Consider the following 530-nt stretch of genomic DNA (forward strand, 5'->3'; position numbering starts at 1 on the left):
TACTATAAGCTATTTGGAAAATCTGTTTCACAGTTAGCTTTACAGAAACGATTTACAAAGATCAAGAAGCGAAAGAGGTATGAGTGGTTAAAAGAAATCAATGCACAAGTTCCTAAACAGGCTTCAAAAGATTTTGATACGGCGAGAAAAAATTCGTTCAAAAAGTACAAAAATGGGTATCACACTTCTTATAAATCCAAAAAAGATTTAATCCAAGGATTTTATGCCAATTATGAAAGACTGGTTATAGGAAAGAAAGTCGTTCATATTCAGTCCATTGGGGAAGTGAAAACAAGCCAACAACTACCAAGAAATAAAAAACCATCCAATCCAAGAGTTACATTTGATGGTCGTCACTGGTGGATTAGTGTAGGATTCCAAGAAGATTTTGAATCCCAAGAACTAGCCAATGAGTCGATTGGTGTGGATGTTGGTTTAAAAGAGCTGTTTGTGGCTTCTAATGGTATGAAAGAACGAAATATAAACAAAGATGCCAAGGTTAAAAAGCTTTTGAAAAGGAAAAAGTCAGC

General features: G+C 34.7%; 1 protein-coding gene. It reads left to right on the top strand.

Annotated features, from left to right (window positions below; translation table 11 throughout):
* Window positions 1-530: nuclease/transposase family protein (locus PDQ68_RS28740; RefSeq protein ID WP_472926918.1), on the top strand; the 530-nt coding region annotated here is incomplete at both ends.

The organism is Bacillus cereus group sp. Bc010, assembly GCF_027716745.1.
GTDB lineage: Bacteria > Bacillota > Bacilli > Bacillales > Bacillaceae_G > Bacillus_A > Bacillus_A pacificus.